At 61.0% G+C, this 354-nt stretch carries 1 protein-coding gene; it reads right to left on the bottom strand.

Annotated elements, in window-relative coordinates:
- A partial coding sequence (locus AB9K32_RS12075; protein WP_369885332.1) for a hypothetical protein occupies positions 1-354 on the bottom strand: 354 nt, incomplete at both ends.

Consider the following 354-nt stretch of genomic DNA (forward strand, 5'->3'; position numbering starts at 1 on the left):
AAATGGCGAGGTTGTCGTCGCTTCCTGCATCGGGCTGTTGTTGTTCTGTGACGGTTATGGTCGCAGTTGCATCTGTTGCGCAGGGTGCCGTTGCGGCCACGGTATAGGTATATGTCCCTGCACCTGCGGGGGCGGGGGACCATGTTCCCCCTGCATCTGGGGTTCCCCCCAGTGCTGCGAAGAGCTGTGCTGCGGTGACGGAGTCCCCTTCACAAATGGCGAGGTTGTCGTCGCTTCCTGCATCGGGCTGTTGTTGTTCTGTGACGGTTATGGTCGCAGTTGCATCTGTTGCGCAGGGTGCCGTTGCGGCCACGGTATAGGTATATGTCCCTGCACCTGCGGGGGCGGGGGACC

It is taken from the genome of Allomuricauda sp. XS_ASV26 (genome assembly GCF_041224615.1).
Taxonomy (GTDB): domain Bacteria; phylum Bacteroidota; class Bacteroidia; order Flavobacteriales; family Flavobacteriaceae; genus Flagellimonas; species Flagellimonas alginolytica.